Raw genomic sequence first — 25,210 nt, forward strand, 5'->3', positions numbered from 1 at the left:
AGTAACCCCGGGACCCCGACCCCGGCCGGCGATTTACCCGCGGGACGGGCGGACCGGCCGGGGCCCTGGTGCGAGCCCCGGCCGCTGCCTCATGCCGTCGGGGCGCCGGCGAGGGGGTCGATCTCGCGGCGCCGGCGGCTGATCGAGTCGGGGTCCCAGCCCGGTCGGGGCACGGAGGCCAACAGCAACCTCGTGTAGGGGTGGTGGGGGTCGGTGAGGAGCTCGGAGACCGGCCGGTGCTCCATCGTGCGGCCCCGGTACATGACGAGCGCCTCGTCGCACACGTAGCGCACGACGGCCAGGTCGTGGCTGACGAAGACCAGGCCGATGCCCGTGTCCCGGCGGATGTCCGAGAGCAGGTTCAGCACCTGCGCCTGCACGGACACGTCGAGCGCGGACACCGCCTCGTCGAGCACGAGGACGGCCGGTTCGACGGCCAGCGCCCGGGCGATCGCCGCGCGTTGGCGCTGGCCGCCCGAGAGCCGGCGCGGCAGGGCGGCGGCCTCGCGGTCGCCGAGGCCCACCTGCCCGAGCAGCTCCCGGACCCGGGCGGCGCGGGCCGTGCGGTCGGTCATGCCGTGCAGCCGGAGCACCCCGTCGACGGTGGCGCCGATGGAGAGCCGGGCGTCCAGGGAGAGGTAGGGGTCCTGGAAGACGATCTGGACGGCTTTGGCCCTCGCCAGCCGCGCCGGCCTCCCCCGTACGGAGGCCGCGAGCGGTGTGCCCTGGACGAGGATCTCCCCGGCGTCGGGGCGTTCCAGCCCGATCAGCATCCGGGCCGTGGTGGTCTTCCCCGATCCGGACTCCCCCACGATGCCGAGCGCGCCGCCCGTACGCAGGGAGAAGGACAGGTCGTCGACGGCGACGACCTCCGTGCCGCCCGTGCGGTAGGTCTTGCGCAGGCCGGTGACCTTCAGGAGCTCTCCGCTGCTCATCTGTCCTCCTGGCGGGTGAGTTCGGCGGCCCGGTGGCAGGCCACCTCGGCCGGGCCGTGCGGCGTCAGTTCCGGCGGGGACTGGTCGCAGCGCCCCGGTTCGGCGAACCGGCAGCGCGGTGCGAAGGCGCAGCCGGGGGCGGATTCCAGCAGTCCCATCGGGGCCCCGGGGATGGGGGTGAGGCGGGCCACGGGGCCGGTGAGCGGCGGGGAGGAGCCGAGCAGGCCCGCCGTGTAGGGGTGCCGCGGGGCGGAGAAGAGTTCCGCGACGGGCGCCGTCTCCACGATCCGGCCCGCGTACATCACGTGGATACGGTCGCTGACGGAGGCCGCCAGCTCGATGTCGTGGGTGATGAGCAGGAGCCCGAGGCCCCGTTCCCGTTGCAACCGTCCCAGGATGGCCAGGATCTCCGCCTGGGTGCTGACGTCGAGCGCGGTGGTCGGCTCGTCGCAGAGCAGCAGTTTCGGTTCGGTGGTGAGGGCCGCCGCGATGACGACGCGCTGGAGCATTCCGCCGGAGAGCTCGTGCGGGTACTGCCCCAGGTGCCGGACCGGGTCGGGGAGACCGACCGCGTCGAGCAGTTCGGCGGCCCGCCGCTCCGCGCGGGTCTTCGTCCAGCCGTGGACGAGGCGCAGCGGTTCGGTGAGGAAGTCCCCGACGCGGCGCACCGGGTTGATGGCGGCGCGGGGATCCTGGTAGATCATCGCCGCCTTGTCGGTGCGTACGTCGCGCAGGTTCGCGGGGTCGGCGCCGACCAGGTCGGTGCCGTCCACCAGGACCCGGCCGCCGACTTCGGCGCCCTGGGGGAACAGGCCGAGGGCGGCGCGGGCGGTGACGGACTTGCCGGAGCCCGATTCGCCGACGAGGGCGACGACCTCTCCGGCGGCGACCCGCAGGCCGATGCCGTCGAGGACCGGGCGGGCCATCGCGGGGAGGGTGACGCGCAGGCCTTCGTATGCCAGCAGTGTCATCAGGAGTCCCTCCCCGCGAGGCGGTCGCCGAGGTCTTCCCCGACGATGTTGAAGGCGACGACGACCAGGACGACGGCCACGGCCGGCGCGATCGCGGACAGCGGCTGCCCCTGGAGGACGGCCGTCTGACCCTGGTTGATCATGGCGCCCCAGTCGGGGGTGGGGGGCTGGACGCCGAGCCCGAGGAAGGAGAGCGCGGCGAGGTCGAGCAGTGCGTAGCCGAAGTTCACCGTCGACTGCGCGAGCAGGGTCGGCGCGATGTTGGGCAGCAGCCTGCGGACGGTGACGTACGGGGCGGAGTGGCCCTGCACCCGGTAGGCGGCGATGTAGGGCCGGGACTTCTCCCCCAGGGCGAGTCCGCGGACCACGCGCGCGGTGTACGGCATGTAGGCGATCGCCATGGCGAGCACCGGAGCCGTCATCCCCTTGCCGAACAGGGCCACCGCGAGGATCGCGAGCAGCAGCGCGGGGAAGGCGAACAGGACGTCGAGCGCCCGGCCGACGGCCGTGTCGATCCAGCCGCCGCGCCAGGCGGTGAACAGGCCGACGGCGATGCCGAGGACGGTGGAGAAGAGGACGACGGCGAGCGGGCCGGTGAGGCTCGTGCGGGTGCCGACGATCAGCGCCGAGAGGGTGTCGTGTCCGCCCTGGTCGGTGCCGAGCCAGTGCCCGGCGCCCGGCCCGAGCAGGGTGTCGCCGAGCGCCCCGAAGGTGGGGTCCTGGGGCGCGATCCACGGGGCGAACAGCGCGACCAGGACGAACAGGACGAGCAGGGTGAGGCAGGCCCGCTGGAGCGGGCCGCCGCCGAGGCGGCGGAGCCGGGCGAACCGGTCGGGCCGGGTGCGCTCGGGGCGCGGGGTGTCGGGGGTGCGGGCGCCGGTGCCCGCTTCGCGAAGGGTGTTCATCGGGCGCTCCCCGCCGCGGCGGAGCGCGGGTCGATCAGCGGCTGGACGAGGTCGACGAGGGCGTTGACGACGACGAATGCGGCCACCACGAGCAGCACGATCGCCTGCACCACCTGGAAGTCGAGTTGGTCCACGCACTGCACGAGCAGCGAACCCACTCCGGACATCCCGAAGGCGGTCTCCACGATCGCGGTGCTGACGAGCATCCCCGAGACGAGCAGCGCGGAGACGGTGACGATCGGTCCGAGCGCGTTGCGCAGGACGTGGCGCCGGATGACGGTCCGCCGCGGGGTCCCCCGGCTCAGTGCGACCTCCACGTGTTCGCGGCGCAGTTCGTCGAGCATGGCCGAGCGGGTCACCCGGGTCACCAGGGCCGTGAAGGTCACGGACAGGGCGGCGGCCGGGAGGATCACGTGGTGCAGCCGGTCCAGGACGCCGGCGCCGTTGCCGATCGTCGGGAACCAGCCGAGTCGTACGCCCAGGACGGACCTGAGCAGCAGCGCGGCGACGAAGGCGGGCGCGGCGGCGCCCACCGTCACCAGGAGCATGAGCGAGCGGTCGGTGCGCGAGCCGCGGCGCAGCGCGCCGACGATCCCGGAGCCGATGCCGAACACGGCGATCATCAGGGCGGACACGCCGATCAGGAGCAGGGACGAGGGCAGTCGCGACCAGATGACCGAGCCGACGTCCTGGTGGAAGAGGTAGGAGCGGCCGAAGTCGCCGTGGAGCACTCCTTCGAGCCAGTTCCAGTAGCGGACGAGGAAGGGGTCGTCGAAGCCGTACTGCCGGCGGATCTCGGCAAGCTGCTCGGGGCTGGGGCTGCGGCCCTTGGTGAGGAAGCTCGCCGGGTCCCCGGGCGCCAGGAACAGGGAGGAGAAGACGAGGAAGGAGGTGACGAGCAGGGTCGCCGCCATTGCGGCGAGCCGGCGCAGCACCCGTCCGGCCCGGGCCAGGGCGGCGTTCGCCGTCGGGGCCGTCATCCCTTGGCCCCGATCTCGGCCGCCCACGGGTAGTAGAGGTAGGCGATGGAGGGCTGGACGCCGGTGATCTTCTTGCCGAGGAAGACGCTGACGGGCTGGGTGTACAGGGGCAGCCAGGGCAGGTCCCGCAGGGCGACCTTCTGGGCCTCGGCGTTGGCTTCCGCGCGCAGGCCCGCGTCGTAGGAGGAGATGGCCTTGTCCACGGCGGCGTCGAAGGCGGGGTCGGACCAGTTGCCGTAGTTGCTGTAGGCGCCGGTCTGGAGGGAGCCGTACATGTCGAGCGGGTCGGTGATCGACGTGTACCAGAAGGTGAGGAACAGGTCGATGCCCTCGCGTGCGGCCGGGTCGGTGAAGAGGGTGGTGTACTTCTCCGCGGAGAGGGAGTTGATCTCCGGCTTGAGGCCGATGGCGGTGGCGGCCTGGGCTATGGCCTGGGTGATGATCGTCGTCTGGGAGTCGAGCGGGCTCGTCGCGATGACGACCTTCTGGCCGTTCACCCCGGCTTCGGCGGCGAGCGCCTTGGCCTTGGCCGGGTCGTACGGGTACTTGGGCAGGTCCTTCGCGATCCTGTCGCGGGTCGCGTCGGGGGCGTCGGCCCAGAGGTTGTCGGTGACGAGCGAGTCGGAGACCTCGCCGACCCCGCCCGCACCGGCCTTGACGATGCCCTTGCGGTCGGTGGCCATCAGCAGGGCCTGGCGCACCCGGGGGTCGCCGAGGGGGCCCTTGAGGTTGGCGACGACCTCGTCGGCGACGGTGGTGTTGCGGCCGAAGTAGAGCGTTCCGGCCTGGGTCTTGCCGAGTTGGGCGTAGGCGTTCGGCGGGACCATCCAGCCGCCGTCGACCTCGCCGCTCTGGAAGGCGTTGACGCGGGTGGTGGGGTCGGCGAGGAAGACGAACTTGGCCTGGCCGGACTTGGCCTTGAGCGCGGGGTCCCAGTAGTCGTCGAACCGCTTGAGGGTGAGCGACTGGCCGGCGGTCCAGTTGTCGAAGGCGAACGGGCCGGTGCAGTTCACGCCGGTCTGCGGGTTGCCGTAGTTCTTGCCGGACTTGGCGAGGGTGGCGGCGGACTCCACGGTGCCGGGGCCGGCGGCGAGGTACTTGTTGAATTTGGAGTCGGGCTGCGTGAGGGTGACGGTGACTTCCAGCGGCCCGGTCCTGTCGACGGACTTGACGTTGCGGAAGGGGCTTGCCCACACACTGGCCGTCTCCGGATCGAGGTGGCGGCGCAGGGAGGCGACGACGTCGTCGGCGGTGAGCTTCGTTCCGTCGTGGAAGCGCACGCCGGGGCGGATCTGGTAGACCCAGGTGGTCGGCGTGGGGTTGCTGTACGAGGTCGCGAGGTTCGGCGAGGTCGTCAGGTCCGGGTTCCAGCGCAGCAGGCTCTCGCAGACGTTGGCGAGGATCTGGTTCGGCGGGTAGTCGAACGCATAGGCGTAGTCGATGGTGGTCGGCTCGGCGAAGGTGGACCAGGTGAAGGAGTCCAGGTTCCCGGTGGCGGCCGGTGTCCGGTCCGTGATCTTGTAGGCGGTGGCCCGGTCCTTCTCGGGGTGCGCGGTACCACTGCACGCGCTCGTGACGAGCATCGTGGCGGCCGCGAGGGCGGCGGCGGTGAGGGTGCGGCGGATCAGCGGGGTTCTCGTACGGGCTGATGACATCGTCTGACTCCCTGAGGGATGAGCTCTGCGGGGTGGGTGACGCTCGGCCGGGCGGGATCGGCCGTGATGCTCAGTCGGGGGGCGGCGCTTCGGGGGAGGCTCAGTCGGTGGCGGTGAAGACCGGTGCGCCGTCGATGTACGTGCGCAGCACGCGGGTGTCGGCGATCTCCAGCGGGGGGTGCTCGAAGGGGTTCCGGTCGAGGACGACCAGGTCCGCGTACTTGCCGGGCTCGACGGTGCCGGTGACGTGGTCGAGGTGGTTCACCCAGGCGCTGCCGGCGGTGTAGGCGGTGAGGGCCTGCGAGAGGGTCAGGGCCTGCTCGGGGAAGAACGGCGGCGCCGGTTCGAAGGTGTCGGGAGAGTTGGGGGCCTCGTCCGGTACGGAGCGGTTGACGGCCACGTGGATGCCCCACAGCGGATTGGGGCTGCTGACGGACCAGTCGCTTCCCGCGACGAGGCGGGCCCCGGCGCGCCGGAGGTCGCCGAACGGGTACTGGAGACGGGCCCGTTCGGGGCCGAGGAAGGGGATGGTGAGCTCGTCCATCTGCGGTTCGTGCGCGGCCCACAGCGCCTGGATGTTGGCGGCCGCCTCCAGTTCCGCGAAGCGGGCGATGTCGTCGGGGTGGACGACCTGGAGGTGGGCGAGGTGGTGGCGGTTGTCGTTGGGGCCGTTGGCGGCGCGGGCCACGGCCAGCGCGTCGAGCACCTCGCGGACGGCGCGGTCGCCCAGCGCGTGGAAGTGGATCTGGAAGCCGGAGCGGTCGAGGCGGGACACGGCCTCGGTGAGCACCTCGGGGTCGATGAAGCTGAGCCCGGAGTTGCCGGTGGAGCAGCCGCAGCCGTCGAGGTAGGGCTCCAGCATTCCGGCGGTGAAGTTCTCGGCGATGCCGTCCTGCATCATCTTCACGCTGGTGGCGTTGAAACGGCCGACCTGCCCGGTGCGGCGGCGCTCCTCCAGGTCGGGGATCTGCTCCAGGCCGCGTTCCCGGTCCCACCACAGGGCGCCGACGACGCGGGCGCGCAGGGAGCCCTCGCGCGCTGCGCGCAGGTAGACGCCGTAGTTGTCGGGATTGCCGGGGAAGGCGCCGATCATGGCGTCCTGCCAGCTGGTCACGCCGAGCGAGAACAGGTGCTCCTGTGCGGCGAGCAGGCCGGCGTACGCCTCGTCGGGGGTGGCGATGGGCACGTGGCGGGCGACCAGTTCGACCGCGCCCTCCTGGAGGGTGCCGGCCGGGCTGCCGTCCGCCTCGCGCTCGATCCGGCCGTCGGCCGGATCGGGGGTGCCGGCGTCGACGGCCGCGAGTTCGAGCGCCCGGGTGTTGACCCAGGCTCCGTGGCCGTCCCGGTTGGTGAGCAGCACGGGCCGCTCGGGGACGACCGCGTCGAGCATGGCGCGGGTCGGAGTGCCCCCGGGGAAGACGTCCATCGACCAGCCGCCGCCGCGGATCCAGTCCGCGTCGGGATGGTCCTTGGCGAACGCGGCGACCACCGCCAGGTAGCCGTCGATCGTGCGCTCCTCGCTCAGGTCGCAGCCGAGCATCTGGACTCCGGCCACGGCGGGGTGCACGTGGGCGTCCTGGAAGCCGGGGATGAGCAGGCCGCCGGCGAGGTCGACGACCTCGGTGGCCTCGTCCGCGAGGGCGCGCACCGCGGCCTCGTCGTCGACGGCGAGGATCCGGCCGCCGGCGACGGCGACGGCCGCGTCGATCGGGGCGGGTGAGGTGCCCGTGAAGACCCGCCCTCCTACGAAGACGGTGTCGGCCCGCCGGCTCGTGTTGCCCATCAGCGCTTCCTCCGGCTCGGCGGGGCGAAACCCGCACGGCTTGTTCGTTGAGGAGGAGTGAACGGGAGCGCAACAATGTTGTCAACGCTGTTGCGCCACCTCTGTTCCAAATCGATACACTGGCCGCACCATGCCGAAGTCATCTGAGACCACCACCCGGTCCAAGCGCGCGGGCAGCCAGCTCACGCCCGACGCGATCATCGAAGCGAGCCTGCGCATCGCGGCCCGCGGCAGCGAGGACGCCTTCACCGTCCGGCGTCTCGGCGAGGAACTCGGCGCCGACCCGACGGCCATCTACCGGCACTTCCGCGACAAGGACGACCTGCTGCTCTCCGTCGCCGACCGCACGCTCGGCGAAGTGCTCGACAGCATCCCCGAGGGCCTGGGGTGGCAGGACCGACTGCGGGCCCTCGCCGACGGCTCCCTCGAAGTGGCCCTCAAGTACCCGGTGGTCGGCTCCACCATGGCCAGCCGGACCACCCGCCGACCCAACGAGTTCCGGGTCGTCGAACTGATCCTCGGCGCGGTGACGGAAGCCGGACTCGAAGGGGCCGAGGCCGCCGTCCACTACCGGATGGTCGGGGACTCGCTGCTCGCGTACGTCGGCCAGCGCGCGGCCTACCTGCTGTTCGCCCCGGAGCTGCGGGAGGCCGACGAGACCTCCTGGAGCCGCGAGTACCGCCTGGTCGACCCCGAGGGCTTCCCCCACATCACCCGACTGAGCGGCGAACTGGCCGAGGTGACGGACGAACAGATCTTCCGCGCCCGGGTCGAGGCCCTGATCACCTCCATCGAGACGCGGGTCCGGACGCTGCGCGGGGCGTAGGGCGCCCCTTCCGCCCGCCCTTGCGCACTTCCGTGCGCCCCATGTGGCGCAACACCGTTGACAACGGCGTTGCGCCACCGCTTCACTCCCCCTCAGTCCGAATCCGTGCCCGTCTCCGCAGGATTCCGAGAAGAGGGATCACATGCAGCACGTGCCCCAGCCCGCCCACCGCGCGGGCATCCCCGACCCACTGCGCACCGCGTTCTCGCTCCACGCCGAAGCCCGCCGCCGCGGCATGCCCGTCGCGGAGGTCGCCGGCGAGAACGCGGCGCACGCCGAGCGGACCCGCCGCGAACGCGCCCGCCGCGCCGAGGAACAGAGCTCCGGCCGTCCCTCCGTGCCCAGCCGCCGCCGGATCCTCGGCGCCGCGGGCGCGGCCGCCCTCGCCTCCGCCCTCCCCGGCGGCCTGCTCTCCCCGCGCCGCGCGGCGGCGGCCACCGGCCCCGCCGCCCCGCGCATCGTGATCGTCGGCGCGGGACTGGCGGGACTGCGCTGCGCGCACCGGCTCTGGAACGCGGCGAACCCGGTCGCCACGACCGTGTACGAGGCGGACCCCGCCCGCATCGGCGGCCGCTGCTGGTCCCTGCGCGGCTTCTTCGCGGCCGGCGCCGTCCACGAGCACGGCGGGGCCTTCATCAGCTCCACCGACACCGCCGTCCTCCGGCTGGCTGGCGACCTCGGCCTCCAGCGGGAGATCGCGAACGGCGGCGAACTGCACGCCGGGGACTACGCGGCCCGGGTCAACGGGACCTCCTACCCCGGGCTGGAGCAGCAGGACGACTGGATCGCCGCCGCCTACGACGCGTTCAGCGCCTCGTACGCGGCCGCCGGCACCGCCCGCCACGACGCCTACACACCGGAGGCGTACCGACTGGACCGGCTCTCCTGCCTGGACTACCTCGACGAGATCGGACTGCCCCGGGGCTCCCGGCTCGGGCAGCTGATCCAGGCCCTCCAGCTCCAGTCGGGCGGCGAACCCGGCGAGGCCTCCGCACTCGGCATGATCGGCTTCCTCGGCTCCTCGTCGGTCTTCGGCGGCGGGCGGGGCTTCGACGAGAAGTTCCACCTCGTCGGCGGCAACGACCAGCTCGTCAGCGGCATGGCGGCCCAACTCCCGGCCGGCACGGTCCGCCAGGGGCACCGGCTGATCGCCCTGCGCCGGAACGGCGACGGCTCGTACACCTGCACCTTCGACCACGGCGGCAGCACGGTCTCGGTGCCCGCCGACCACGTGGTGCTCGCCCTGCCGTTCAGCACCCTGCGCGACGTGGACCTGTCGGGGGCGGGTCTGTCCGCCCGCAAGCTCACCGCCGTCCGGGAGCAGGGCATGGGACAGAACGGGAAGATCGTCACCGAGCTCTCGGCCAAGACCTGGCCCCAGCTCGGCTACAACGGCATCAGCAACACGGGCCCGGCCGGCTACCAGACCGCCTGGGACGGCTCGGTCGCGGGCGCACCGAACGGCACGCCCGCGCTGCTGGTCAACTTCCCCGGTGGCAACACCGCCCGGGACGTGCTCACCGGCGCCGGGCACGGCCCGGCGCCCGCGGCCGACGTCGACTGGTTCCTGAACCAGATCGAGCACGTGTTCCCTGGCACAAGGGCCGCGTTCACCGGCCGGGCGTACGAGGACCACTGGTCGCGGGCCCCGTGGCAGCGGGGCGCGTACCACTTCTACAAGGTGGGCCAGTACACCTCGATCGCCGGGTGCGAGGCGCTCCAGGAAGGCCGGATCCACTTCGCGGGCGAGCACACGGACGTGGAGAACGCCACGCTGAACGCGGCGGTCTCCTCCGGCGAGCGCGTCGCGGCCGAGATCGGCTGCCAGATCTGATCCCGGGGCGGCGCGCGGTCCGGGCCGTCACCTCGGCGGGGTCAGCCGCTCCCACAGGAAGGTGTGGACGAGTGCCTCGTTGAAGGCGGTCTGACCGTGGTCGGTCGCGCCCGCGTGGCCCCCGCCGAGGTGCTCGTGGAAGAACACCGGATGCCCGTGCTCGCGCAGCCGGGCCGCCATCTTCCGGGCGTGGCCGGGGTGGACGCGGTCGTCGCGCGTCGAGGTCAGCAGGAGCAGCGGCGGGTAGGCGGGCCCGTCCGTCCGGACCCGGTGGTACGGGGAGATCCGTTCCAGGTGGGCCCGGTCGGCCGGGTCGTCGGGGTCCCCGTACTCGGCGATCCAGCTGGCGCCGGCCAGCAGCTTGTGGAAGCGGAGCATGTCCAGCAGCGGCACGTGGGCGACGACCGCGCCGAAGAGCTCGGGGTCCCGGGTGAGCATCGCGCCCATCAGCAGCCCGCCGTTGCTGCCGCCCTCGATGCCGAGCTGGGCGTGGGTGGTGACGCCCCGGGCGACGAGGTCCCGGGCGACGGCGGCGAAGTCCTCGTACGCCCGGACCCGGTTCGCGCCGAGGGCCGCCTTGTGCCAGGCGGGCCCGTACTCGTGCCCGCCCCGGATGCCGGCGACGACGTACGTGCCGCCGCGCGCGAGCCAGGCCCGGCCGGTGACCGCGCTGTAGCCGGGGACCATGGAGATCTCGAAGCCGCCGTACCCGTAGAGCAGGGTGGGGGCGGGGCCGGGACCGTCCTCGGGGCCGACGACGAAGTACGGCACGCGGGTGCCGTCCGCGGAGGTCGCGAAGTACTGGCGTACCGCGAGGCCCGAGGTGTCGAAGAGGGCAGGCTCCTGCTTGAGGCTCTCGCTGTCCCCGCCGGCCGTGCCCCGGTACAGGGTGGAGGGCTGGAGGAAGCCGGTGACGTGGTGGAAGTACTCGTCGCCCGCGTCGGGATCCGTGCAGGTCACCGAGGCCGTGGACAGCGGCGGAACGCCGGGCAGGGGTGCGCGCCGCCAGCCCTCCGGGCCCGGGGTGAGGAGCTCCATCCGGGAGGAGACGTCGGCGCGCGTGCTGAGGATCAGGTGGTTGGCGGTCCAGCTGTGGCCGGCGAGCGCGGTCCGCTCGTCCGGGGCGAACAGCACCTCGGCCTCCCGGTCGCCCGCGAGGAAGGCCTCGAACCGGAAGGCGAGCAGGGCGCCCTCGGGATGGCCGAGCCACGGCGACTTCGTGGTGACGGTCAGCCAGTCGCGGTGGACGTGCGCGCCCGCGTCGTCCGGTACGTCGATCTTCACCGGCGGGGCGTCGGCGTCCTCGGGGAGGAGGAACAGCTCCTGCTTCCAGAAGTCGATCTGGCGGTGGACGAAATCGCGTGCGAAGCCGGGGGTGTCGTCGTGCCAACCCGAGGCCGACAGGTCGGTGTCCCGCCCCTCGTAGACGAGCTCCGCGTCGGCGAGCGGCGTGCCGCGCCGCCAGCGGCGCACCTGGAGCGGGTAGCCGGACCCGGACATGGAGCCGGGGCCGAAGTCCGTGCCGATCCAGATCCGGTCCCGGTCGATCCACCCGATCCGGGTCTTTGCCTCCGTGACCGTGAACCCGTCCCGGACGAACTCCAGGGTTTCGAGGTCGAACTCGCGCACCACGCACGCGTCCGCGCCGTCGCGCGAGAGCATGACCAGCGCGTGCCGGTATGCGGGGGCCAACACCGCGGCGCCCGCCCAGGCCCACTTCTCCCCCTCCGCTTCCGCGAGGGCGTCCAGGTCCAGGACCGTTTCCCAGGCCGGCCGCTCCGTGCGGTACTCCTCCAGCGTGGTGCGGCGCCACACCCCGCGCACGCGGTCGGCGTCCTGCCGGAAGTCGTACAGGTGCGGGCCGCGGCGGACGACGTAGGGGATCCGGCCGTCGTCGTCGAGGACCTCGCGGATCTCGCGTTCCAGCACCTTGAACCCGGGAGCTCCGGTCAGCGCGGCGACGGTCTCGGCGTTGCGCTCCCGCACCCAGGCGAGGGCTTCCTCGCCGGACACGTCCTCCAGCCAGAGGTAGGGGTCTTCATCACTCATCCGCCGATTGTGCAGGATGCCGGGCCCTCTGCCGGTCCTCGCGCAGGGCCGTGTGCACCGACCAGACCACCGAGACGAGGGGGACCGCGACCACGGCGCCGACCACTCCGGCCGCGATGGTCCCCGCGACCACGGAGATCGCCACCACCAGCGGGTGCAGCTGGACGGCCCGGCTCATGACCAACGGATGCAGTACGTGCCCCTCCAGCTGCCCGATGACCACGATCAGCGCGACCACGACCCCCGCGACCAGCGGGCCCTTCGCGGCGAGCGCGACCACTGCGGCGACCGCCAGCGCCACCGGGGATCCCACGAGGGGGATGAAGGCGGCGAGGAACTCCAGCAGGGCCAGCGGAACGGCGAGCGGGACGCCGAGGAGGTAGAGGGCCAGCCCGACGAGGACGGCGTTGACGGCCGCGACGATGACAATGCCGTGGGTGTATCCGGTGAAGGTGCGCCAGGCCGCGTTCCCGGCGATCCCCACGCGCGCCCGGGCCGAGACGGGCAGCTGCTCGCGGAACCACGACCACTGCCGGTCGCCGCCGTAGAGGAAGAAGACGGAACAGAAGATCGCGAGAGCCATGACGGTGAGCACGCGGACCACTTGCCCGGCGCCGCTGACCGCCTGGTTGAGGAGGGTGGAGCGATGGGTCGACAGGTACTCGCCGATCTTCTCCTGGAGGTTGGAGAGCGTGTTCGGGTTCAGCCGGAAGGGCGGCCCTCCGAGCCACGCCTGGATGCTGTCGAGTCCCTCGCGGAACTCGCGGACCAGGGTGGTGCTCTCCCCCGCCACCGCCTCCCCGACCAGCGTCAGCACGCCCAGCAGCAGCACCGCGCTGCCGACGAGGCTGACGGCGACGGCGATCGAGCGGGGCATCGAGCGGGCGAGGCGCCGGGTGGGCGCGGACAGCAGCGCCGACACGACGAGGCCGAGGAAGAGCGCCACGGCGATCTCGTGGAACCGGCCCAGCACGGCGAAGACCGTGTAGACGGCGGCGCCGACGACCAGCAGGCGCCAGGCGTACGACGCGGCCGTACGCAGGAGGGGTGACACCGGCTGCATGGTCCATGGCTGCCACGGCGCAGCCGCGTTGCCACGCGCGGGGCACCGGATTCCCCCGTCCGGGGCGAATCCCGGCCGAATCCGGCGCGCGGCTCCCACCCGGGACGGACACGGATATTCCGTTGCCCGGCCCGGTCGGGACGGGGAGGATGGCCGGTCGTGAGCAGATCCCGTTTGGCCGCCGTACTCCCCGACCTGTCCCCCTGGCGGTCCAGTCCCGATTTCCGGCTGTTGTTCTACCAGGGCACGGTCACCTTCTTCGGCTCGTTCATGGCGATGATCGCCCTGCCGCTCCAGATCAAGCACCTGACGGAGTCGCCGCTCGCGGTGGGCGCCATGGGTGCGGTGGAGCTGGTTCCACTGGTGGTGTGCGGGCTGTACGGGGGCGCGCTGGCCGACGCCGTCGACCGACGGCGGATGATCCTGCTGACCGAGGCCGGGCTCGGGGTGCTCGCGCTGGTGCTCCTGGTGAACGCGCTGCTGCCGGACCCGATGCTGTGGCCGCTGTACGTGGTGGCGGCGGGCGTGTCGGCGCTGACCGGGTTGCAGCGTCCGGCCCTGGATTCCCTGATGGCGCGGATCGTGCCGCACGACCAGCAGACGGCGGCCGCCGCGCTCAACGGGCTGCGCTACCAGTTCGGCGCCATCGCAGGGCCCGCCCTGGCCGGAGTGGTCGTCGCGTACGCCGGCTACCCCGCGGCGTACTCGGTCACCGTCACGGGCTTCCTCGTCTCGGTCCTGCTGTGCCTGCGGCTGCGTCCGGCCCCGCCCGTGGAGGGCGCCGGGCGTCCGTCGCTGCGCGGGATCGCGGAGGGGGCGCGGTACGCGTGGAGCCGGCCCGTGCTGCTCGGCACGTACGCGGTCGACCTGGCCGCGATGCTCTTCGCCTTCCCGAACGCCGTCTACCCCTTCCTCGCGGACGAGCTCGACGCCGTGTGGGCCCTGGGCCTGATGTACGCGGCCGGCGCGGTGGGCTCGCTGCTGCTGGGGCTGACCAGCGGCTGGCTGTCCCGGGTACGCCGGCACGGGCTGCTCGTGGTGTGCGGTGCGACGGTGTGGGGGCTGGCCGTCGCGGCCGCCGGCTGGTCCCCGGGCATCTGGCCGGCGCTGCTGTGCCTGATGGTGGCGGGCGCCGGGGACATGCTGAGCGGGCTGGGGCGCGGCACGATCTGGAACCAGACGATCCCCGAGGAGCTGCGGGGGCGGCTCGCGGGCATCGAGGTGCTCTCGTACAGCGTCGGACCGCAGCTCGGCGGGGTCCGGGCGGGCGCCATGGCCGGCTGGACCGGTACCCGTACGGCGTTCTGGAGCGGCGGTCTGGCCTGCGTGGCGTCGGTGGCGCTCCTGGCGGCGCTGCTGCCGAAGCTGGTCTCGTACGACTCCGGGACCGACGAGGACGCCCGGCTGCGACGCGCCGAGAGGGAGCGGGAAGAGCCCGTCTTTCAGCCGTAGTGCGCCTTCGCCGCCGGCGCCCGAACTGGCCCCGCCACAGCGCGAGCTGACGGATGCTGACCTGTTCGGGGCCCGCTTCCTACGCCCGTAGACCCCTTCGCGGTTACTCGCGAGGAAACACGAGCGTTGGCTATGGTGAGCGCCCCGCCGATCAGGCGACCTTCGGATCCCATAAACAAACACGGATCCGACGCCACGATCGAAGGAAGTCCCACCAATCCGGGACGCAATCGCACAGTGCCGAGCGGCGCGGTGCCGGCAACACCGCCCGGCGTCGACTCGGCACGATCCGGCCTGCCCTCGCCCTGCCATCCAGGGCTCGAGAGGCGGCGGTCTTCTCATTCACCTACCTCGCAAGGCAAGGCAGAGATGGCACGCATCACCCGACCGTCCTCACGGCGGTCCCACCCGCAGCAGGCCCACCCCGTCGACGAACTGTTGCCGGTCCCCCGGCTCGCCCTCTACGGCTTCCAGCACCTCCTCGCGTTCTACGCGGCGGCGGTCATCGTCCCGATCCTGGTCGGCAACGCGCTCGGCCTCTCGCACGAAGAGCTCGTCCACCTGATCAACGCCGACCTCCTGACCTGCGGTATCGCCACGATCATCCAGGCCCTCGGCGTCTGGAAGGTCGGGGCCCGCCTCCCCCTGGTCCAGGGCGTCACCTTCACCGCGGTCTCCCCCATGATCGCCATCGGCACGGGGGCGGGCGGCGGCACGGCCGGCCTGCTCGTCGTCTACGGAGCGGTGATCACGGCGGGCATCGCCACGTTCGCGTTCGCCCCGGTCTTCAGCAAGCTGGTCAAGTACTTCCCGCCGATCGTCATCGGCACGATCCTCACCATCATCGGGATCACGCTGATACCCGTGGCCCTGCAGGACGCCGCAGGTGGCGCCCACCTGATCGGCACCCCCGCGTACGGCACCCCGAAGAACCTCGCCTACGCGCTGGGCACCCTGCTCTTCATCCTCTCGATGGTCCGGATCGGCAAGCCGTTCCTGTCCAGCCTCGCCGTCCTGCTCGGACTCGTCGGCGGCACGGCGGTGGCCTGGGCGTTCGGCGACGTCGACTTCTCGGCGGTCGGCGAGAGCGACTGGTTCGGGGTCACCACGCCCTTCCACTACGGCATGCCGCGCTTCGAGCTGCTGCCGATCGTCGCGATGCTCGTCGTCATGCTGATCACGATGGTGGAGACCACCGGCGACGTCTACGCCATCGGGGAGATCACCGACAAGGAGGTCGACGCCGACACCGTCGCGCGGGCGCTGCGCGCCGACGGTGCCGCGACGGTCCTCGGCGGGGTCCTCAACTCGTTCCCGTACGTGGCCTTCGCCGAGAACATCGGCATCGTGCGCATGTCCAAGGTGATGAGCCGTTACGTGGTCGTCGCGGCCGGACTCTTCATGGTCGTGCTGGGGCTGCTGCCGAAGGCGGGCAGCCTGGTCGCCTCGATCCCGCATCCGGTGCTGGGCGGGGCCGCCATCTCGATGTTCGGCATCGTCGCGGCGGTCGGGGTCCAGATCCTGGGCAAGGTCGACCTGCGGGAGGAGCGCAACACGCTCATCCTGGCGGTCAGTCTGGGCGCGGCGCTGCTGCCGACGACGGTCGCGCCGTTCTTCGACCGGATGCCGGACGACGTACGGGCCGTGCTGGACAGCGGGATCACCCTGGGCGCCCTCACCGCGATCGCGCTGAACCTGCTGTTCAACGTCTTCACCAGCCGCAGCACGATGGAGATCGACTGGGACGACATCGGGGAACCCGCCCACTGAGGCGGGCCACTTCGCGGGCCGCGCGTCGGGACCCCCCTCCCGGCGCGCGGCGCGCTGCCGTCAGCCGCCGGCGGGGAACGGCGGGGCCTCTCCCGCCTCCCCGATCAACTCCCAGAAGTGGTCGACGAGCCGGCGCAGGAACACGGCGCGCTCGGCCGCGATCTCCTTGAGCCGGGCGTCGTTGTTGCGGGCGACGAGATGGCCCATGTAGCGCTCCGAGAACCCGGAGAACTCGGCGTTCATCGTGCGCAGCGCGTCGCCCACGCTGGTCTCGTCGACGACGACGATCTCCGCCACGGGCTCGACGTACGTCTTCCAGCGCCCGGCCACGGCGGCCCGCAGGCACTCCTCCAGCTCCTCCACCCGCCCCATGATCCCGACGAGTCCCCGCAGGGACAGCCCCAGCGCCTCGACGAGCGCCCTGGTCTGCCGGGCGTCGCCGTGCCACTGCCGCGCGTCCTCGGCCGCGCGGTACTCGAAGGGGTCCATGCCTATGCGGTACGCCAGTCGTTCCACGGTGAGTTGCCGGGCCAGTCGGTGCTCGCCGAGGGTCCGCGGCCGGATGCCCATGAGCGTGGTCGTGTCGCACCACAGGACGGCGGCCAGGGCGAAGAGCTGCTCGTCCGTGGGCACGTGGGAGCCACGCTCCCAGGCCACGACGAACTGGGGGTGGACGGGGACGCCGCAGGCCGCCATGGACTGCGCCACCTGTTCGGATGTCAGGCCCACGCGCTCACGCGCGGATCTGGCCTCGACGGGGGAAAACGGAGTGCTGTACACGTACGAGACACCTCGCAACAACCTCGGACGCGGGGGGCGCGCGAGGAGGGACGGATTGATGGATGAACACCAAGCGCGGGCACAGTAACAGATGTTCAGCAGGGTGGAACCACTCATTCACCTTCGATTTGAAGGTGATGCACCGGAGGGGCCTCCTGACACGAAGTCAGGGCAAGTGGACGCCACGGGCCGTGACCCAGAGTTCGTACCACTCCTCGTGCGTGAGGTCCGGTTCGCGCGTCGCCGCGTCGCGGCAGGCACGGATCCGCTCCGGGCGGGAGGTGCCGACGACCGGCGCGATGGCGGCGGGATGCCGGGTCAGCCACCACAGGAGCACCGACTCGGGGGTGGTGCCCTTGCGGCCGGCGAGCTCGGCGAGGAGCGTGGCGGTGGCCCGCTCGGCGGGCGTCTCCTGGAGGCCGGTGTACCGGCCGTTGGCCAGCGCCCCCCAGGCCTGGAGGCGGATGCCGTGATCACGGCAGTGCTCCAGCGTCCCGAAGGGGAACCCGTTGCCCGCGAGGTGGGGCGTGTTGAGCAGCACGCCGACCTCGACCCAGTCCCGCCGGTACAGGCTCATCTCCAGCTGGTTCGCCACCAACGGGACGTCGAGCCGGGCCTGGAGGTGGGCGATCTGTGCGGCGCCCATGTTGGACACGCCGAAGTTCCTCACGAGGCCCTGCCGGTGCAGGGAGGTCAGGGCCGACGCGATCTCGTCCGGATCGGCCAGCGGGTCGGGGCGGTGCAGCAGGAGCACGTCGAGGTGGTCGGTCCTCAGCCGGACCAGGCTCTCCTCCACGCGGCGCGCGATGCTCGGCCCGCGCAGGTCGTACATCCCGGGCCGGTCCCCGTCGGGCAGCCGGATCCCGCACTTGGTCTGGAGGGTGATGCGTTCACGCAGCCCGGGCGTCCGGGCCAGCACCTCGCCGAAGACGGCCTCGGACTTGCCGCCGCGGTAGATGTCGGCGTGGTCGAATGCCGTGATCCCGCTCTCGAGCGCGGCGACGACCGCGGCCTCGGCGGCATCGATGTCCCCGACACCGTAGGGCTCGGGCCCCCAACTCCCGCCCAGCCCCATGCACCCGTACAACACCCGCTCGCCCACACCCACGTCCGCCGTCATGGCGCCCACCCTAGGGCCCTCCCGAGAAATCCATTCCGGAGCGGCCCGGAACGGCCCCGTGACGGGCTTGGGCGGGCCCGGGAACCGCCTCGCACCCCCTGGGGTGAGGGCCGGTTCCACGACACCGGGCACGGGCCGTCACGCGGCTCCACAAGACCCCATCGCATGCCCTCTGACCTGGGGTTTCCTCTACTTCCGGGATACGATTGCGGTCTCGGAAAGGGGACTTGATGAACCAGGACTCGACCCAGTTGACGGACCGCCGCATCCGCACGATGGAGGACGTGCTCGATCTGCTCGACGGCCTGTTCGCGCCGGAGGCCGATCGGTGGAGCCCCGGTGGCGCCTCCTGGTGGGACGGCTTCTACTCCGACCGTTCGAAGCCGGTGCCCTTCTTCGTCGCGAAGCCCGACGAGAGCCTCGTCTCCTACCTCGACCGCGGGCTGATCTCCCCCGGTCGGGCCCTCGATCTCGGCTGCGGCCCGGGCCGCAACGCGCTGTACCTCGCCTCCTTGGGCTTCGAGGTCGACGCCGTGGACCTGTCGCCGACCGCCGTGGCCTGGGCGGAGGAACGCGCCCGCGAGGCGGGGGCCGCCGTCCGTTTCCACTGCGGGGACGCCTTCGCCCTCACCCGGGCCGAGCTGAGCGGCCCGTACGACCTGATATACGACTCCGGCTGCTTCCACCACCTGCCCCCGCACCGCCGCGTCGGCTACCTCGACCTGCTGGAACGGGCCTTGGCACCCGGCGGTCACTTCGCCCTGTCGTGCTTCGCGGCCGGCGGCATGGGGTCCGAACTGCCCGACGCGGAGTTCTACCGCGCGGCCGGCCTCCAGGGCGGCCTGGCCTACACCCCGGAGTCGCTGCGCTGGATCTTCTCCGACTTCACGGAGGTCGAGCTGCGCCGGATGCGCGACGAGCCCGCCGAGTCGGCTTCGTTCGGCGAGGACTTCCTGTGGGCCGCCCTCTTCCGCCGACCCGCCGCCTGACGTCACGACCCCGTTCGCACCGGGCGGGGCAGCAGTGCGAGCAGCCGCTCGTGCAGTGCGGCCGGGGCGGCGACGAACCCCGTGGCCCCGGCCCTCCAGTACGCCCCCGCCGGGTCGGTGACCTCGGCCCCCGCCTCGCGCGCGAGCAGCGCTCCCGGCAGGAGGTTCGAGTCGTCACGGCCGTACTCCCAGAAGGCGTCGAGCCGGCCGGCGGCGACGTCCGCGATCTGCCACGTCGTCGGCCCCAGGTTGCGCACCGCGGCGACGGCGGGCAGTACGGCGCTCAGCGAGCGGCCCGCGAGCTCCGCCGCCTCCGGCCGGCCGGAGGCGGACGACGGATGGGTGTGCGCGAGGACGGCCGCCTCCAGGTCCCGCTTGCCGGACGGCGAGACCAGGACGCCGTCGCGCCGGGTGCCGTGGCCGAGGGCGGCCGTGTACGTCTCGCCGAGTACCGGGGAATGCAGCACGGCGGCGACCGGCTCGCCGTCCTCGACCAGGGTGACGCTCACGCACCAGGAGGTCAGCCCCTGGAGGTACTGGACCGCGCCGTCGACGGCGTCGACGACCCAGGCCGCTCCGTCGGCGGGCAGTTCGGTGTCCATTTCCTCGGCCCAGACGGCGTCCGGCCGCAGGGCCGACAGCCGACCGCGCAGCAGGGCGGTCGCCGGATCGTCGACGGCGGCGAAGGCGGTGCGCAGTTCGTCCACGGTGCGGGCGGCTTCGGGGCGCGGCCGGGCGTGCACCCAGGCCCCGGCCTCTTCCGCGGCGCGCGTCATGGGGGCCAGGAGCGAGGCGTGGGCGGAGGTCTCGGACATCAACGTCTCCTCTGTTCAGGGGGGTTGGTACGCGCACACCTTCGCCCGCGGGTGGCGCCCGAGGAGCTTCGCGGCCGTCCGGATGAGCGAAACTGGTCTTCGTGAGCGGTGAACCGATCGAAGACGTACTGGACCTTCGCGATCAGCGGCTGATCGCGGCCCTGCAGTGCGACGGCAGGCTGACCGCCGAGCGCGCCGCCGAGGTGCTCGGGTTGAACACCCGGGTCGTGCACCGCCGACTGGCGGCCCTGCTCGGCAGCGGGACCGTACGCGTCTGCGCGCGGACCGGCGGCGCCCCGTACCCGCCCGCGATGCTGCTGCGGATCAGCGTGCTGCGGGGGAAGGCGGAGACGGTCGCGAGGGCGCTCGCCGAGCGGGACGACATCCCGTTCGTCGATCTGTCGGCGAGCGGCGACGAGATCGGGGCGATCCTGATCGCCGAACCGGGGACGCCGAACCGGCTGGTGTTCCGGCAGCTGCCCGCGACGGGCTCCGTGGTGTCGGTGGACGCACAGACCGTCCTGCACGTCTTCGAGGGCGGGACGGCGGCCGACTGGCGCCTCGACGTCCTGACCCCTGCCGAGCGCACCGCGCTCACCCCGCCGCACCGCCGCGACCCGGCGGACACCCCCGACCGGACCGACCGCGGGATCCTCGCCGCCCTCGCCGGGGACGGGCGGGCGACGGCCGCGGTCGTGGCCCGGCGGACGGGGGGTGCGGAATCGACCGTACGCAGGCGGCTGGCCTCGCTCAGGGAACGCGGGCTGCTGCTCACCGAGGTCCACGTCGACGCCCGCAGGCTGGGGCTGCCCATCGACGCGAACCTGCGGATGCGCGTGCCGCCGGGTGAACTGGACGCCCTGGGGCGGCGGCTGGCCGGCCACCCCGCCGTACACGGGGTGCTGGCGACCACCGGCGCCGCCAACCTGCACGTCGCCGTGTGGCTGCGCAGCCTCGCCGACCTCTACGCCTTCCTGACCCGGGACATCGGCGGCCTGGGCGTCCCGTCCGTCGACACCTTCCTGGTCGGCCGGGCCGTCAAACGCCCTTCGGGCTCTCCGTCGGTCTCTCCGGTGGTCTCCTGAACCCGTGTGACCTCCGTACTACCTGGGGAGTACGCCGGAAACGCCACTCCGGGGTGACGCGGGTGACGGTGGGCGCGCTCTAGCGTGGCCGCATGGACGAGCAGTACGGCCGCCCGGGCCCTCCGTGGCGGCGATGGGTGGAGCGGACCGGGCGGAGCCCGGCCTGGCGCTCGGCGCTGATCGTCGCCGTCGTCGCCCAGGTCGGCTCCGGATGGGCCGAGCGGGCACAGACCGGACGGGTGTCGCTGGACTGGTTCGGGCGGCTCCTGCTGCTGCTCGGGCCGGCCCTGCTCGTCGTACGGCACCGGCATCCGGTGGCCGTGGTGTACGGGGTCGCCGCCGTCAACCTGGTGTACATCGGGGCCGGGTACCCGTACGGCCCGGTCTTCGTCAGCCTGGCCGTGGCCTGCTTCGCCGCCGTCGTCGCAGGCCTCCGAAGAGCCGCCTGGGGCGCCGTCGGGCTGCTGTGGGCCGGGCACCTGCTCATCGGGCACTGGCTCTACCGGTGGCTCCCGCCCGCCGGGGACGGACCGGCGCCCTGGGCGCAGGAACTGGGCATCACCGCGTGGGTACTGGCGATGCTGGCCCTGGCCGAGGTGGTCCGCGCGCGCCGTGAGCAGTGGGCCCGCGAGCGGGCCGAGCGGACGGCCGCGGAAAGACGTCGCGTCGGGGAGGAGCGGCTGCGGATCGCCCGCGAGCTGCACGACGTCCTCGCGCACAGCATCTCGGTCATCAACGTGCAGGCGGGCGTCGGGCTGGCCCTCCTCGACACCGATCCCGAGCAGGCGCGTACGGCGCTCACCACCATCAAGGCGGCCAGCAAGGAGGCGCTCGGCGAGGTCCGCCAGGTCCTCGACACCCTGCGCGCTCCCGGGGACGCCCCCCGCACCCCGGCCCCCGGTCTCGGCCGGCTGCCCGAGCTGGTGGAACAGGCCGCGGCTGCGGGGCTCGGCGTCGACGTGACCGTCGAAGGGCCCCCGCAGCCGCTCGCCCCCGGCATGGACCTGGCCGCCTTCCGCATCGTCCAGGAGGCACTGACCAATGTGGTGCGTCATTCGGGCTCGCGTACCGCCCGCGTCCGCGTCGGCTGGCGGCCGGGCGTGCTGGAGCTGCGCGTGGACGACGACGGCCCGCCCACCGGGGACCCGGCGGGCGGCAGCCGCAACGGTCTGATCGGCATGCGCGAGCGGGCTTCGGCCCTGGGTGGCGCCATCGAGGCCGGTCCGCGTCCGGACGGCGGTTTCGGGGTGGTGGCACGGTTGCCGCTGAAGGCCGTTTCGAACCGGGAGGGTCCGTGATCCGAGTACTGCTCGCCGACGACCAACTGCTGGTGCGGGCCGGGTTCCGGGCGCTGCTCGACGCCCAGCCGGACATCGAGGTGTCCGGCGAGGCCGCCGACGGGGACGAGGCCGTGCGGCTGGTCCGTGAGCTGCGGCCGGACGTGGTGCTGATGGACATCAGGATGCCGGTCCTGGACGGGCTGGCCGCCACCCGCGGGATCACCGCGGACGAGGCGCTGGGCGACGTCCGAGTGGTCATGCTGACCACCTTCGAGCTCGACGAGTACGTCTTCGAGGCCATCCGTTCCGGTGCCTCGGGCTTCCTCGTCAAGGACACCGAGCCGGAGGAGCTGCTGCGCGCGGTCCGTGCAGTGGTCGACGGCGACGCCCTGCTGTCCCCGGGCGTCACGCGCAGGCTGATCGCCGAGTTCGCGGCCCGTTCGAAGGAGCCCGGCGCGGCGGCCGGGCTGGAGCGGCTCACCGACCGGGAGCGGGAGGTGATGGCGCTGGTGGGCATGGGCCTGTCCAACGAGGAGATCGCCCGCCGGCTGGTGGTCAGCCCGCTCACCGCGAAGACGCACGTGAGCCGCACGATGGTGAAACTCGGCGCCCGCGACCGCGCGCAGCTGGTCGTGCTGGCCTACGAATCGGGGCTGGTGCGGCCCGGCTGGCTCGGATAGTCCACCCCGGGCCCTCCGTCGTACTCCCCCGGAAGCAGCCGAGGTACAGCCGGCCGTACGACGACCCGGACCCCCTCCCGGAACGACTCTCGGAGCAGGACGAGAAGTCCGCGCTTCCCAAGGAGTCGAACCGAGATGAACACCTTCAGCACCCTTGCGTACGACGGGCCCGGCCCGTGGATCCTGCTCTTCCCGCTGATCTGGGCGGCGGTCGTGATCACCGTCGTCTCCGTCCTGCGCCGCACGGTGTGGCGCGGCCGCCGAGGGCCGTGGCAGAGCCGGGGCGCCACCACCCACGGCGAGCACTCGCCGATCGCGGTCCTGGGCCGCCGCTTCGCCTCCGGCGAGATCGACGAGGACGAGTACTGGCGCCGGCTGTCCGTCCTGGACGAGCAGTTCGGCCGCTCCCTGAAGGACGGTCCGGCGTGAGCACCGTGACCGCCTTCCCGGGCGGCGGCGGGACCGTCGCCGCCCGGGTCGGTCCCGACGCGGGTCCTGCCGGGTCTCGGTGACGAGCGTGCCGTCGCCCTCCGGTTCGAAGCGCTGACCGGCCGGCCCACCGGCCGGCCGGTCAGTGGGCCGAGCGCGCGGCGTCCGCCACTTCGAGGATGGTGTCCATGAAGAGCCGGGCACGGGCGGATTCGCTGCCGGTGGGCCACATCAGCCCGTACCGGATGGGCGGCGCGTCCCGGAAGGGGACGAAGGCGACGCCGGGGTGCATGTGGTGGTGGACGGCGCGCGCGCAGACCGTGGTGATGCCCTTGCCCGCGCTGACGTCGGGGAGGACTTCCTGCCAGTACTTGACGGCGCGGCCGCGCGCGACGGGCTTGCCCGAGGGCGTACGGGAGGGGAAGTGCTCCTCCAGCCAGTAGTCCGGGACGGCCCCTTCGACGGTGATGAGCGGGGCCAGCGCGTAGTCCTCCAGGGACACGGTCTCCTGCCGGGCGAGCGGGTGGTCCGCGGGGACCAGGAGCGCGCGGGGCTCGTTGAGGACGACGGGGCCCATGGTGATGTCCGGCTCGATGATGGGGAACTCGGAGAGCTGGAGGTCGAGTTCACCGGTGCGCAGGGCGCTGATGGGGTCGTGGATGAGCACTTCCTGGATGCGGACTTCGACATCGGGGTGGCGCATGCGGAAGAGGTCGGCCGCCCGGACGACGAGGTCGCCGCACCACAGGGTGGTGTAGCCGACGCGCAGGGGGCCGCTGACCGTGCCCGTGGCGGCCATGGCCCTCTCCAGAGCGGCCATCAACTGGGCGTAGGCGGGTCGCAGGTCGTCGTGGAGCTGCTGCCCGGCGGGGGTGATGGACACGGTGCGGCTGGTACGGGTGAACAGCGGGGTCCCGATACGGCGCTCCATCTGCTTGAGCGTCTGGCTGACCCGGCCGGTGCTCACGTGCAGTCGCGCAGCGGCCCGGCCGAAGTGCAGTTCGTCGGCGAGTGCGAAGAGCGTCTCCAACTCGAACCGTTCCAACATCCGCCGCCCCCATCGTTGAGTCTGCCTAAAAGGCCTGTTCCATGATCGCTCCTTGATGAGTCGGAAACCAACCAGCAAGGTGTTCAAGGGTGTTCCGCGGACAGGGCTTCGAAGGAGAACACCGACCGAACCCCTTTCCGGAGGCATGGGCGTGAGCAAACTCGTGGCGGTGATCTACCTGTCGATGGACGGGGTCGTGGAGGAACCTTCCTGGACGGCACCGTTCTGGAACGACGATCACGGCAAGTTCCAGGCGGGACAGTTGGCTCGCAGCAGGGCTCTCGTGCTGGGCCGGAAGACCTTCGAGGAAATGGCGAGGGTGTGGCCCACGATGGGGGACGCCGACGAGGGCGCGGCCCGGATCGGCAACATGCCCAAGTACGTGGCCTCGACGACCCTGGAGAACCCGCAGTGGAACGCGGCGGTCCTGAAAGGGGACGTGGCCGAGGAGGTGGCCGGGCTCAAGAGCGAGCCCGGCCGGGACCTCCTGGTCTACGGCAGCGGCCGGCTCCTGAACCACCTGCTCGGCCACGGTCTCGTCGACGAACTCAAGCTGTTCCTCCACCCCGTCGTCGTGGGCGGTGGGCGGCGGCTCTTCCCCGACCACGGCGATTCCACGACGTGGACCCTCGCCGGCACGACCACCTTCGACTCGGGCGCGGTCGTCCTCGACTACCGGCCGGTCGCGGTGGCGGGCCCGGCGGACGGGCCCGCGCCGTGACACGGCCGCCCCGACACCCCGAGGCAGCCCCAGGCGCACC

At 72.5% G+C, this 25,210-nt stretch carries 22 protein-coding genes; 10 read left to right on the top strand and 12 right to left on the bottom strand.

The window, feature by feature from the left end; genetic code table 11:
* Positions 1-89 precede the first annotated feature (89 nt).
* From ACFYZL_RS32700 to ACFYZL_RS32725, 6 genes are all read right to left on the bottom strand, one after another.
* Positions 90-935, bottom strand: a complete 846-nt coding sequence (locus ACFYZL_RS32700; protein WP_388684003.1) for an ATP-binding cassette domain-containing protein — start codon at positions 933-935, stop codon at positions 90-92.
* Entirely contained in the window at positions 932-1,906 is a 975-nt protein-coding gene (locus ACFYZL_RS32705; RefSeq protein ID WP_388684006.1) for an ABC transporter ATP-binding protein, read from the bottom strand. Before ACFYZL_RS32705 ends, ACFYZL_RS32700 begins: the two co-directional genes overlap by 4 nt.
* The gene (locus ACFYZL_RS32710; RefSeq protein WP_388684009.1) at positions 1,906-2,811 is read right to left on the bottom strand and encodes an ABC transporter permease; all 906 of its coding nucleotides are present in this window, start codon (positions 2,809-2,811) and stop codon (positions 1,906-1,908) included. The genes ACFYZL_RS32705 and ACFYZL_RS32710 overlap by 1 nt, the downstream gene beginning before the upstream one ends.
* Positions 2,808-3,791, bottom strand: coding sequence for an ABC transporter permease (locus ACFYZL_RS32715; RefSeq protein ID WP_384746107.1), 984 nt, complete (start codon positions 3,789-3,791; stop codon positions 2,808-2,810). The genes ACFYZL_RS32710 and ACFYZL_RS32715 overlap by 4 nt, the downstream gene beginning before the upstream one ends.
* A complete protein-coding gene (locus tag ACFYZL_RS32720) occupies positions 3,788-5,446 on the bottom strand; it encodes an ABC transporter substrate-binding protein (RefSeq protein ID WP_384746108.1) in 1,659 nt (552 codons plus the stop codon). Before ACFYZL_RS32720 ends, ACFYZL_RS32715 begins: the two co-directional genes overlap by 4 nt.
* A 100-nt stretch (positions 5,447-5,546) precedes the next feature.
* Positions 5,547-7,229, bottom strand: coding sequence for an amidohydrolase (locus ACFYZL_RS32725; RefSeq protein WP_388684013.1), 1,683 nt, complete (start codon positions 7,227-7,229; stop codon positions 5,547-5,549).
* 130 nt (positions 7,230-7,359) lie between these two features.
* On the opposite strand from ACFYZL_RS32725, the gene ACFYZL_RS32730 reads away from it, so the two are divergent.
* Positions 7,360-8,055, top strand: a complete 696-nt coding sequence (locus ACFYZL_RS32730; RefSeq protein ID WP_384746110.1) for a TetR/AcrR family transcriptional regulator — start codon at positions 7,360-7,362, stop codon at positions 8,053-8,055.
* Between the two features lie 142 nt (positions 8,056-8,197).
* Positions 8,198-9,889 carry a flavin monoamine oxidase family protein gene (locus tag ACFYZL_RS32735; protein ID WP_388684016.1) on the top strand — a complete coding sequence of 564 codons (1,692 nt, stop codon included), beginning with the start codon at positions 8,198-8,200 and terminating at the stop codon, positions 9,887-9,889.
* Positions 9,890-9,916: 27 nt separating this feature from the next.
* Here the strand turns inward: ACFYZL_RS32735 and ACFYZL_RS32740 are convergent, their stop codons facing one another.
* Together ACFYZL_RS32740 and ACFYZL_RS32745 are read right to left on the bottom strand one after the other, a co-directional pair.
* Positions 9,917-11,938, bottom strand: a complete 2,022-nt coding sequence (locus tag ACFYZL_RS32740; protein ID WP_388684019.1) for a prolyl oligopeptidase family protein — start codon at positions 11,936-11,938, stop codon at positions 9,917-9,919.
* Entirely contained in the window at positions 11,931-13,001 is a 1,071-nt protein-coding gene (locus tag ACFYZL_RS32745; protein WP_384746113.1) for an AI-2E family transporter, read from the bottom strand. Before ACFYZL_RS32745 ends, ACFYZL_RS32740 begins: the two co-directional genes overlap by 8 nt.
* Before the next feature lie 159 nt (positions 13,002-13,160).
* Between ACFYZL_RS32745 and ACFYZL_RS32750 the strand changes: the two genes are divergently transcribed.
* Entirely contained in the window at positions 13,161-14,453 is a 1,293-nt protein-coding gene (locus ACFYZL_RS32750; RefSeq protein ID WP_384746114.1) for an MFS transporter, read from the top strand.
* A gap of 369 nt (positions 14,454-14,822) precedes the next feature.
* A complete protein-coding gene (locus ACFYZL_RS32755; RefSeq protein ID WP_384746115.1) occupies positions 14,823-16,223 on the top strand; it encodes a nucleobase:cation symporter-2 family protein in 1,401 nt (466 codons plus the stop codon).
* Between the two features lie 60 nt (positions 16,224-16,283).
* On the opposite strand, the gene ACFYZL_RS32760 is transcribed toward ACFYZL_RS32755, so the two are convergent.
* Together ACFYZL_RS32760 and ACFYZL_RS32765 are read right to left on the bottom strand one after the other, a co-directional pair.
* Entirely contained in the window at positions 16,284-16,952 is a 669-nt protein-coding gene (locus tag ACFYZL_RS32760; protein WP_388684024.1) for a helix-turn-helix domain-containing protein, read from the bottom strand.
* 217 nt (positions 16,953-17,169) lie between these two features.
* Positions 17,170-18,123 (bottom strand): aldo/keto reductase family oxidoreductase, encoded by a 954-nt coding sequence (locus ACFYZL_RS32765; RefSeq protein ID WP_388684026.1) that lies wholly within the window; start codon positions 18,121-18,123, stop codon positions 17,170-17,172.
* Positions 18,124-18,353: 230 nt separating this feature from the next.
* On the opposite strand from ACFYZL_RS32765, the gene ACFYZL_RS32770 reads away from it, so the two are divergent.
* Entirely contained in the window at positions 18,354-19,112 is a 759-nt protein-coding gene (locus ACFYZL_RS32770) for a class I SAM-dependent methyltransferase (protein WP_388684029.1), read from the top strand.
* A 2-nt stretch (positions 19,113-19,114) separates the two neighbouring features.
* On the opposite strand, the gene ACFYZL_RS32775 is transcribed toward ACFYZL_RS32770, so the two are convergent.
* On the bottom strand, positions 19,115-19,927 hold the full coding sequence (locus tag ACFYZL_RS32775) for an inositol monophosphatase family protein (protein ID WP_388684031.1): 813 nt from the start codon (positions 19,925-19,927) through the stop codon (positions 19,115-19,117).
* Between the two features lie 101 nt (positions 19,928-20,028).
* Here ACFYZL_RS32775 and ACFYZL_RS32780 point away from each other — a divergent pair, with 101 nt between their 5' ends.
* From ACFYZL_RS32780 to ACFYZL_RS32795, 4 genes are all read left to right on the top strand, one after another.
* Entirely contained in the window at positions 20,029-21,012 is a 984-nt protein-coding gene (locus ACFYZL_RS32780) for a winged helix-turn-helix transcriptional regulator (RefSeq protein WP_388684034.1), read from the top strand.
* Positions 21,013-21,104: 92 nt separating this feature from the next.
* Positions 21,105-22,310: a sensor histidine kinase gene (locus tag ACFYZL_RS32785; protein ID WP_388684037.1), complete on the top strand. Its 1,206-nt coding sequence runs from the start codon at positions 21,105-21,107 to the stop codon at positions 22,308-22,310.
* Positions 22,307-22,972 carry a response regulator gene (locus tag ACFYZL_RS32790; RefSeq protein WP_384746122.1) on the top strand — a complete coding sequence of 222 codons (666 nt, stop codon included), beginning with the start codon at positions 22,307-22,309 and terminating at the stop codon, positions 22,970-22,972. The genes ACFYZL_RS32785 and ACFYZL_RS32790 overlap by 4 nt, the downstream gene beginning before the upstream one ends.
* A 135-nt stretch (positions 22,973-23,107) precedes the next feature.
* Positions 23,108-23,401, top strand: a complete 294-nt coding sequence (locus ACFYZL_RS32795) for an SHOCT domain-containing protein (protein ID WP_388684040.1) — start codon at positions 23,108-23,110, stop codon at positions 23,399-23,401.
* A 142-nt stretch (positions 23,402-23,543) separates the two neighbouring features.
* Here the strand turns inward: ACFYZL_RS32795 and ACFYZL_RS32800 are convergent, their stop codons facing one another.
* The gene (locus ACFYZL_RS32800) at positions 23,544-24,449 is read right to left on the bottom strand and encodes a LysR family transcriptional regulator (RefSeq protein ID WP_388684043.1); all 906 of its coding nucleotides are present in this window, start codon (positions 24,447-24,449) and stop codon (positions 23,544-23,546) included.
* A 145-nt stretch (positions 24,450-24,594) separates the two neighbouring features.
* Between ACFYZL_RS32800 and ACFYZL_RS32805 the strand changes: the two genes are divergently transcribed.
* Positions 24,595-25,170: a dihydrofolate reductase family protein gene (locus tag ACFYZL_RS32805; protein ID WP_384746125.1), complete on the top strand. Its 576-nt coding sequence runs from the start codon at positions 24,595-24,597 to the stop codon at positions 25,168-25,170.
* The last annotated feature ends 40 nt before the right edge of the window (positions 25,171-25,210 follow it).

The organism is Streptomyces sp. NPDC001717 (assembly GCF_042892775.1).
In the GTDB taxonomy this organism is placed as follows: domain Bacteria; phylum Actinomycetota; class Actinomycetes; order Streptomycetales; family Streptomycetaceae; genus Streptomyces.

What these genes read in the sequence shown, in the direction of transcription:
- ACFYZL_RS32720 (WP_384746108.1), bottom strand. Translation starts at nt 5,446, where the DNA reads ATGTCATCAGCCCGTACGAGAACCCCGCTGATCCGCCGCACCCTCACC.
- ACFYZL_RS32755 (WP_384746115.1), top strand. Translation starts at nt 14,823, where the DNA reads ATGGCACGCATCACCCGACCGTCCTCACGGCGGTCCCACCCGCAGCAG.
- ACFYZL_RS32775 (WP_388684031.1), bottom strand. Translation starts at nt 19,927, where the DNA reads ATGTCCGAGACCTCCGCCCACGCCTCGCTCCTGGCCCCCATGACGCGC.
- ACFYZL_RS32730 (WP_384746110.1), top strand. Translation starts at nt 7,360, where the DNA reads ATGCCGAAGTCATCTGAGACCACCACCCGGTCCAAGCGCGCGGGCAGC.
- ACFYZL_RS32715 (WP_384746107.1), bottom strand. Translation starts at nt 3,791, where the DNA reads ATGACGGCCCCGACGGCGAACGCCGCCCTGGCCCGGGCCGGACGGGTG.
- ACFYZL_RS32700 (WP_388684003.1), bottom strand. Translation starts at nt 935, where the DNA reads ATGAGCAGCGGAGAGCTCCTGAAGGTCACCGGCCTGCGCAAGACCTAC.
- ACFYZL_RS32745 (WP_384746113.1), bottom strand. Translation starts at nt 13,001, where the DNA reads ATGCAGCCGGTGTCACCCCTCCTGCGTACGGCCGCGTCGTACGCCTGG.
- ACFYZL_RS32735 (WP_388684016.1), top strand. Translation starts at nt 8,198, where the DNA reads ATGCAGCACGTGCCCCAGCCCGCCCACCGCGCGGGCATCCCCGACCCA.
- ACFYZL_RS32800 (WP_388684043.1), bottom strand. Translation starts at nt 24,449, where the DNA reads ATGTTGGAACGGTTCGAGTTGGAGACGCTCTTCGCACTCGCCGACGAA.
- ACFYZL_RS32710 (WP_388684009.1), bottom strand. Translation starts at nt 2,811, where the DNA reads ATGAACACCCTTCGCGAAGCGGGCACCGGCGCCCGCACCCCCGACACC.
- ACFYZL_RS32705 (WP_388684006.1), bottom strand. Translation starts at nt 1,906, where the DNA reads ATGACACTGCTGGCATACGAAGGCCTGCGCGTCACCCTCCCCGCGATG.
- ACFYZL_RS32785 (WP_388684037.1), top strand. Translation starts at nt 21,105, where the DNA reads ATGGACGAGCAGTACGGCCGCCCGGGCCCTCCGTGGCGGCGATGGGTG.
- ACFYZL_RS32770 (WP_388684029.1), top strand. Translation starts at nt 18,354, where the DNA reads ATGAACCAGGACTCGACCCAGTTGACGGACCGCCGCATCCGCACGATG.
- ACFYZL_RS32765 (WP_388684026.1), bottom strand. Translation starts at nt 18,123, where the DNA reads ATGACGGCGGACGTGGGTGTGGGCGAGCGGGTGTTGTACGGGTGCATG.
- ACFYZL_RS32795 (WP_388684040.1), top strand. Translation starts at nt 23,108, where the DNA reads ATGAACACCTTCAGCACCCTTGCGTACGACGGGCCCGGCCCGTGGATC.
- ACFYZL_RS32740 (WP_388684019.1), bottom strand. Translation starts at nt 11,938, where the DNA reads ATGAGTGATGAAGACCCCTACCTCTGGCTGGAGGACGTGTCCGGCGAG.
- ACFYZL_RS32725 (WP_388684013.1), bottom strand. Translation starts at nt 7,229, where the DNA reads ATGGGCAACACGAGCCGGCGGGCCGACACCGTCTTCGTAGGAGGGCGG.
- ACFYZL_RS32805 (WP_384746125.1), top strand. Translation starts at nt 24,595, where the DNA reads ATGGGCGTGAGCAAACTCGTGGCGGTGATCTACCTGTCGATGGACGGG.